Origin of the sequence: Corynebacterium sp. MSK071, from assembly GCF_030232125.1 — a bacterium.
Lineage (GTDB): Bacteria > Actinomycetota > Actinomycetes > Mycobacteriales > Mycobacteriaceae > Corynebacterium > Corynebacterium kefirresidentii.
This window is the reverse complement of record NZ_JASPJA010000022.1, coordinates 2432-8862: the sequence shown is the minus strand read 5'-3', so window position 1 is coordinate 8862 and position 6431 is coordinate 2432. Positions and strand designations below refer to the sequence as shown.

Genomic DNA, 6431 nt, shown 5'->3' with positions numbered 1-6431 from the left:
TAGAAACCGAGTACTATCTCACCCAGCCCATCAACACAGGGCCGTAAAAGAAGCGGAACTCAACCCAGGACGCTTCATGGGTGGTTTCTTTTAGCGATTCCTCCATCTGGCGTTGCACCGCGATCTCCGTGAGCTCCGCGAGGTATTCCTATCGAATCTGGTTTTTCTGTACCGGTCTGTGTGTGATTGACGGCCCTATATCCCGCGTTAACCTGTCCGGTTTGTTGTTGAGGAGGCGGGCGCAGAACTTGGGGGGATAGGTCAGGATTGAAGGGCGCGACATGAAAAACGGTGTGCATTTCCGTAAGAGGGGGAGTTGCACACCGCTGGTGGTATGGAGGGGGTTAGTGTGTGAGAAGGGGGCCTTTGTCGACGCGGCGACCAGGGTGGGGGTTGACGATGATGGTGTGTGGTCCGTTGGCGGGGTAGCTGTTCATTGCTTTTTGGGTAGCGTTTTTCCCTGCCCACATATCAACGTGTTGTTGCTTACCGTTGTGCCAATCTTGGAGGCATTCGTGGCAGGTATCTTCGGCGATGAAGTAGCGGTGAACGGCGGGGATGTAGAAGCGTGTTCCTGGGGAGAAGGGGCCGCCGTGTGCTGGGTCGGCGACAGCGAGGGTGGTGGGGTTTTCCCAGGTGCCGTCACCGCTGGCGAGTTTGTGGATTGTTTTTCTTTTATACGCAGGATCGTCTTTTGGCCAGGCGATTCCTCGGGGGTTGTCGTTGTCGGGTGTGATGTTGTCGTTGTCTTTCCCTCCGTAGAGGGTGAGTTGGACGTTATAGATTTTTTCGTTATCTGCGTATGCAGAGGCTGCTGGGGTTATGGACAGGCCGAGGCTTGTGATACCGACGGTCGTAGCAAGAACTACGGCGAGTTTCCGTGGAGACATCATTGACGATTCGTTCCTTTCTAGGATGAAAGCTGACCAAGAGAAATGGAAAGATCAGGGAGCTATCGGTCAGGTGGTTTCCTGGATGTAGAGGTGGGACCTATCCTGACCGAGTGAGTAGGTTCTGCTAGCGGCCCTGGAATTGTGCTGTAGAAATGTGGTTTTTCTTGTTTCCCCCGATGTAGTTGTCGTGACGAGCTAGAGAGTTAAAAGCGGGGAAACGGTGATCGTCGGCGCTGTTGATCGCGGTCCAGTCGATGAGGGTTCCGTCTTCCTTTTTCTTATTGTTGAAGTAGTTGAGCATTTTGATTCTCTGCTTCTGAGGGGATATGTAGTAGCTGGTGAAGCCGTAGAGGTCGTTGAACCATTGGTTTTTATCCCCGCCGGCGTTGGATGGTACACCGGTTTCAGGAATTGTCAGAGGTTTAGATGGGGCAATGTTGGATACTTCATCTAGTGCTTGTTTCATGATGGTTTCTGGTGATTGCCATCCACTGGAGCGTGCGTTTCCCCAGTTATAGGCGTCAACTCCTACCCAGTCGACGTACCGGTCGCCGGGATAATAGCCGCGGGCTAGGTGTGTAGGATCACAGTCGTTGATTGAACCGCAACTCATCGGTGACCAGATGTATTGGATGGAGTCTTTGTTAGTTAGCCCTACGTGGTCAAAGCGTTCATGGATATGACGGAAGGCGTTGACGTAATCCGTGGGGGTTTGGTTGGCTGTAGCTGACCAGCGGTACCAAGTTCCGTTCATTTCATGGCCGGGGCGGATGTACACTTTCCGATCGTCTTGCGTGTTGAGTGTGTTGTCAGGACCGGCAACGAATGTGCGTACAGTATCGGCAGCACGGTCGATACGGGAATCCAGTTTCCCTTCGGCGATGTTTTTGTCGACGCGTGCTGTGTTTTCATGGTCGCCTTTATGTTTAGCTGCGCCGTCGTAAGGGCCAGCATGAGGATCGCCCTGCTTATTATTTGTAAAGAATTCGAATGTGAGCAATGGTGCAGCCCCCTCGTTCCATGCGTTCGTGAGGTCATTGTTGAGACTGCGGAGAGAATCGTCGCTGAAGTTGCTGAACAGGACCTTCGTAGCCGGTCTTTTCCCGGTGACTGCTTTCATGTCGTCGGAGGTGTGGCCGGTTCCGTCGAACATGCCAAGCAACATAGATGATGGGCTGGCTGCGCTGGCTGGTCCAGCTAGTGAGATACCTGCCGTAAGGGTCAGGGTAGCTGCAGCTGCTTTTGTGAAAAAAGGTTGCCGTTTCATGATTGTTCCTTCGGAAGGGTGGGTGGTTTAGTGGTGGTGGCGGGAGAAAAACTCCCATATGCGGGTGGTTGTGGAGAAACGTGTGTTATATGGTCCGGGTCCACTAGATTTCTGGTGGGATGATCCTGGCCAGTTGTGACCACCGCCTTGAACGGCGTAGTGAACAGCCTCGGAGCTACCTGCGCAGTTTGTCCAGCTCAACCGCTTGGCGCCGTCGGTGGTTGCAACATCAGCTAAGTGTGCGGGAGGTGGTGTGGCGCAGCGATTGCGGCGTGCGAACTCATCGGTGAGTTGACGTCCGGAAATATAGTGCTTCCCGTGGGATGTTCCACCTTGATAGTCAATAGTTTTGTCGTCGGTGCCGTGGACTTCCATGATGGAAACCGGGGATGTCGTGGTGGTTGCGCAGTGAGTGTGTGTATCGGGGTAGTAGGCACCAGCGACAGGGGCAACAGCGGCGAAGACGTCAGGCATAGTGCACCCTAATCGGGCGGCGAAACCACCGCCGTTGGATTTACCTGTCGCGTAGATCCGTGAGTGGTCAACGGAATACGTGTGGTCGAGCTGATGGAGAATGTCTCGTACGAGTTGGGAGTCTTCGTGATGGGTATTGGTCTGGGCGTAGGGGGCTGACTCCCACGCGCGTTTGCCTGTGGTGTCTTTGTTGCCGTCGGGGTAAACGATGATTGCCGGTAGCTGGTCGAGGTCGGAGTAGGTTTCCATGCGCTGGGCGTCTTGTCCGTGTCCGTGGAAGGCGAAGATCACCGGGATGGGATGGGAAGAGTCGAAGTGTTCGGGGGTGGATAACAGGTATGAGCGTGTATGGCCACTCGAGGTGATTGTGTGGAGGGGAGATTGTTGGGTTGATGGAGGGGGTGTGGCGGCAGCTTGAGTGTATTCGGTTCCGCCGATGGTGAACAGGACAGCAAGGGAGGTAGCGATAACACCTTTGAGAGCAAGTGAGTTAGTCACATGTTCTGTTGTATGCTTCCTCTATGGTGTTGTCAAGAGCGGAAAAAGTGCAGCGTCATATTATGGAGGAAATGAGTGCTCAGGGGTTAGCTGCTGGGCAACGGCTTCCGTCTGTGCGCCAGTTAGCTGAGGACTGTCAGGTGACGACGCCAACGGTGCGAGAAGCGTTACGTGCGTTAGAGGCTGCAGGTGTGGTGGAGTTACGGCATGGGTCTGGAACGTATGTGCATCCGCACGCTTTCCGTTTTGTGCGGGCGAATACGTTGATGGTTCCCACACTCTCGCAGTGTCGCGAGTTGGTGGAAGCCCGTGTGATTATTGAGCCGCCTATCGCTGCTGAAGCTGCTCGTCATCGATCGGAGGATGATCTTCGTGCGTTAGAGGAGTGTGCGGAGTGTGCTATTAATGCTCAGCTGCCGGATGATCATGTAAGTTTTCATGTCTTAGTGGCACAGGCAACGGGAAATGATGCACTGGTTGATGTTGTCGAAGGGTTGTTATCAATCCGGAAACAGGCTCATGCGGCATCGCGTGCATTTATTACCGATAGGGAACAGGACCGCGCTCAGCATCGTCGGATTGCTGGGGCTATTAGACGCAGTGACCCGGTTATGGCTGAGCAGTTGATGAGGGATCATCTTCAGTGGCTAGCGACCTGTTCTGATCGATAGCTGCGGCTTTGCAATGTCTAAAGGTGTTTAGTTTTTGGTTGAAGTGTGACCGTGATGTGATTCGCGATTGGTAAGAGGAAACACTGGAGAGGGTGTCAGGAAGTTTGTGTGTGAGGCTCTGATCTAGAAGGAGTTTCACACACAAACTTCCTGATACCCTCCAAGCCCGCTTTAGCGGACCTGGAGACAACGGATACTTTAACTCTCATGAGAACAAGAACTAAAGCGACGGATAGCACTGGTTTGTGCTATCACTCAGACTTCCTACTGAGACTGTGCGTTTCGCGCACCAGGATATTACAGAGATAACGCTAGCACACCCTGAGGGCAGAGAACGCAGTCAACTGATGTCATGAAAAGCCATTTATGACAGGAATAAATACCTAAGCAAGAGAAGAGACATGGGTACTCAGTGTGGGAGTATTGCGAAACCTCCGCGCGCACATTAGCCTAAAATACGACAGCACAGTTCACCTTTGAATTGCCGCTGCACAATAAAAAGGGCCCCAACCGACTGCTACTCGGTTGAGACCCTCGGGCCTAAAGACCCACGTGAAGAATCGCGCTGACGAACTTCACGATAGCGGTCGCAACGTTGAGGACTCCGCTCACCAAGTTAAGGATTGCAGCTCCTTTGGTGGCGGGGTCTTTTCTTGTGCGACCGGGTGTATCCAATGAGTGTTTACCCATTGTCTACCTCCCTTGCGTCGTAGGGTTGTCCGCTCGCCTGAAAAAGGGCGCGCGGGACAGCCCACGTCACGCGCGGGCCTTACCGCGCACCGACGAGGAAGTCACGCCCACACCCAGCGGGGTGTGATTGTGAACCAGCACTAACGCTAGCAGCCACACCTGACGAGACCTAGAAGCATGATTCCACCCCTGCCTTTATAAAAGCCGCCCACGAGGGAAAACGCGCACAGAGCTACCCGTAGCTGTACCTGGATCCGTCAATTTCCGCGCCTACATGCTGGGGATGAGCATGTGAACGCGCAGGTAGAACTGCACGCGAGCGGACATTTGCTTTAGCAGATGTCATAGCGTGTGCCGTGCCATATGGCGGAACATGCGCTATGCCATATGTTTCATCATGTGGCTTTTAGATCTATGGTGTCTCTCTTTACGGCTAAACACACCGCGGTGTACCGAAAGTTCTTCTCCTGCCTGCACTAAAAGAGGAGCGTATTATGGGTATTAGTTATCGACTGACTACCCCAAAGGAGTGATTATGGGCGATTTGGAAAACAAGAAGGACGGCCTCGTAGGCAAGGCAAAGGAAGCCTACGGCGAAGCTACCGGCAACGAGGACGTAGCTAACGAGGGCAAGGCCGACCAGGTCACCTCCGAGGCTAAGGATAAGCTGTCCGACGCTGCCGACGGCATCAAGGACAAGGCCAACGAGGTTATCGGCGGCCTGAAGGACGACTAATCCTCGTCCGTATTTCTGCATATCGCTGCGCTGGCACCCCGCTGGCGCAGCGATATTTTGATCAACACTACTTTCACGTCACACAACGCGGTGGCGTGTCCGAGCGGAAGAAGATAATCGCCTGCGAAAGCAACCATTGGCCAGGTCCCAACTGTGGTGCCATAATCACATCGCCAATTCCAGCTTTCTCGGAACCGGCGTCGGGTTTGAGCGGAAAGCAGCAGGTAGAACTACATATGGACAGACATATGGTAAAGCGTATGTCTTACCATATGCCTACACATATGTCCTGCCATACGGCACATACTGTGGGGAGTATATTCACCCGCACTCCCCGCCGTATCTAGGCGTTTTTCAACGCCCGATACACCGTGGGTCGGGTAACTCCGAATTCCCGCGCCAAGGCTGTTTTCGACTCCCCCGCCAATGCACGCCGCTTAATCTCCGCCACCTGCTGCGGGCTTAGAGCGGGTTTGCGGCCTTTGTACTTTCCGGCCTTTTTGGCCAGCGCAATCCCCTCTGCTTGGCGCTCGCGGATAATGGCCCGTTCAAACTCCGCGAAGCTACCGAGAATACCGAGCATTAAATCCGCACGCGGATCTGTGGTGTCTTTCGCAAAGACAAGATTCTCATGCAGGAAAGTAACAGTCACACCCTTGTTGGTGAGTTCATCAACAATGCCGCGCAGATCCGTAAGTGAACGGGCGAGGCGATCAATCGATGACACGACGAGTTCGTCACCGTCGCGCACATACGCCATGCACTCGACAAGCCCAGGGCGGGCAGTCTTGGTGCGGCCGGAAATCTTATCTTCAAAGAACCGGTCGATCCTGCCGGAAGCATTGAGTAGTTCTTTCTGGCGCTGATTATTCTGCTCTACCGTCGAGACACGGATATAGCCCACCCGCTGCCCATGCGAACCAGAGCTTTTGGCCATTAGTCTTCGCCCCGCGAGGGCGTAAAGGCAGCATTCTCCTGAGCGACAACCGCATCACGATACGACTCAACCACCCGCGCCAAGTCAGACAACTGTGCCCCGTCGAGACCATCAGCGTCAGCAAGCAAGGCTTGCACAATCCTGCCCAACGCCTGCTGCCCCGACGACAACCCACCATGCAGATCTTTCACCCGCGCCAAGTCAGACAACTGTGCCCCGTCGAGACCATCAGCGTCAGCAAGCAAGGCTTGCACAATCCTGCCCA

At 54.1% G+C, this 6431-nt stretch carries 7 protein-coding genes; 2 read left to right on the top strand and 5 right to left on the bottom strand.

The features are described 5' to 3' along the window. Positions 1–344: 344 nt before the first annotated feature. From QP990_RS11850 to QP990_RS11840, 3 genes are all read right to left on the bottom strand, one after another. On the bottom strand, positions 345–893 hold the full coding sequence (locus tag QP990_RS11850; protein ID WP_284799369.1) for a hypothetical protein: 549 nt from the start codon (positions 891–893) through the stop codon (positions 345–347). A gap of 124 nt (positions 894–1017) precedes the next feature. Next, positions 1018–2160 carry a glycoside hydrolase family 26 protein gene (locus QP990_RS11845; RefSeq protein WP_239206851.1) on the bottom strand — a complete coding sequence of 381 codons (1143 nt, stop codon included), beginning with the start codon at positions 2158–2160 and terminating at the stop codon, positions 1018–1020. A 27-nt stretch (positions 2161–2187) separates the two neighbouring features. Further along, entirely contained in the window at positions 2188–3132 is a 945-nt protein-coding gene (locus tag QP990_RS11840; protein ID WP_284799366.1) for a PHB depolymerase family esterase, read from the bottom strand. 23 nt (positions 3133–3155) lie between these two features. Between QP990_RS11840 and QP990_RS11835 the strand changes: the two genes are divergently transcribed. Next, entirely contained in the window at positions 3156–3803 is a 648-nt protein-coding gene (locus QP990_RS11835) for a FadR/GntR family transcriptional regulator (protein ID WP_239206853.1), read from the top strand. Between the two features lie 1225 nt (positions 3804–5028). Next, the gene (locus QP990_RS11830) at positions 5029–5229 is read left to right on the top strand and encodes a CsbD family protein (RefSeq protein ID WP_250413150.1); all 201 of its coding nucleotides are present in this window, start codon (positions 5029–5031) and stop codon (positions 5227–5229) included. A gap of 343 nt (positions 5230–5572) precedes the next feature. Here the strand turns inward: QP990_RS11830 and QP990_RS11825 are convergent, their stop codons facing one another. After that, entirely contained in the window at positions 5573–6166 is a 594-nt protein-coding gene (locus QP990_RS11825) for a recombinase family protein (protein ID WP_239208482.1), read from the bottom strand. Beyond that, on the bottom strand, positions 6166–6423 hold the full coding sequence (locus tag QP990_RS11820; RefSeq protein WP_284799370.1) for a hypothetical protein: 258 nt from the start codon (positions 6421–6423) through the stop codon (positions 6166–6168). Before QP990_RS11820 ends, QP990_RS11825 begins: the two co-directional genes overlap by 1 nt. Positions 6424–6431: the final 8 nt, after the last annotated feature.

Excerpts from the sequence above, each read along its gene's own strand:
- QP990_RS11850 (WP_284799369.1), bottom strand. The coding sequence starts at position 893 with ATGATGTCTCCACGGAAACTCGCCGTAGTTCTTGCTACGACCGTCGGT.
- QP990_RS11845 (WP_239206851.1), bottom strand. The coding sequence starts at position 2,160 with ATGAAACGGCAACCTTTTTTCACAAAAGCAGCTGCAGCTACCCTGACC.
- QP990_RS11835 (WP_239206853.1), top strand. The coding sequence starts at position 3,156 with ATGGTGTTGTCAAGAGCGGAAAAAGTGCAGCGTCATATTATGGAGGAA.
- QP990_RS11830 (WP_250413150.1), top strand. The coding sequence starts at position 5,029 with ATGGGCGATTTGGAAAACAAGAAGGACGGCCTCGTAGGCAAGGCAAAG.
- QP990_RS11825 (WP_239208482.1), bottom strand. The coding sequence starts at position 6,166 with ATGGCCAAAAGCTCTGGTTCGCATGGGCAGCGGGTGGGCTATATCCGT.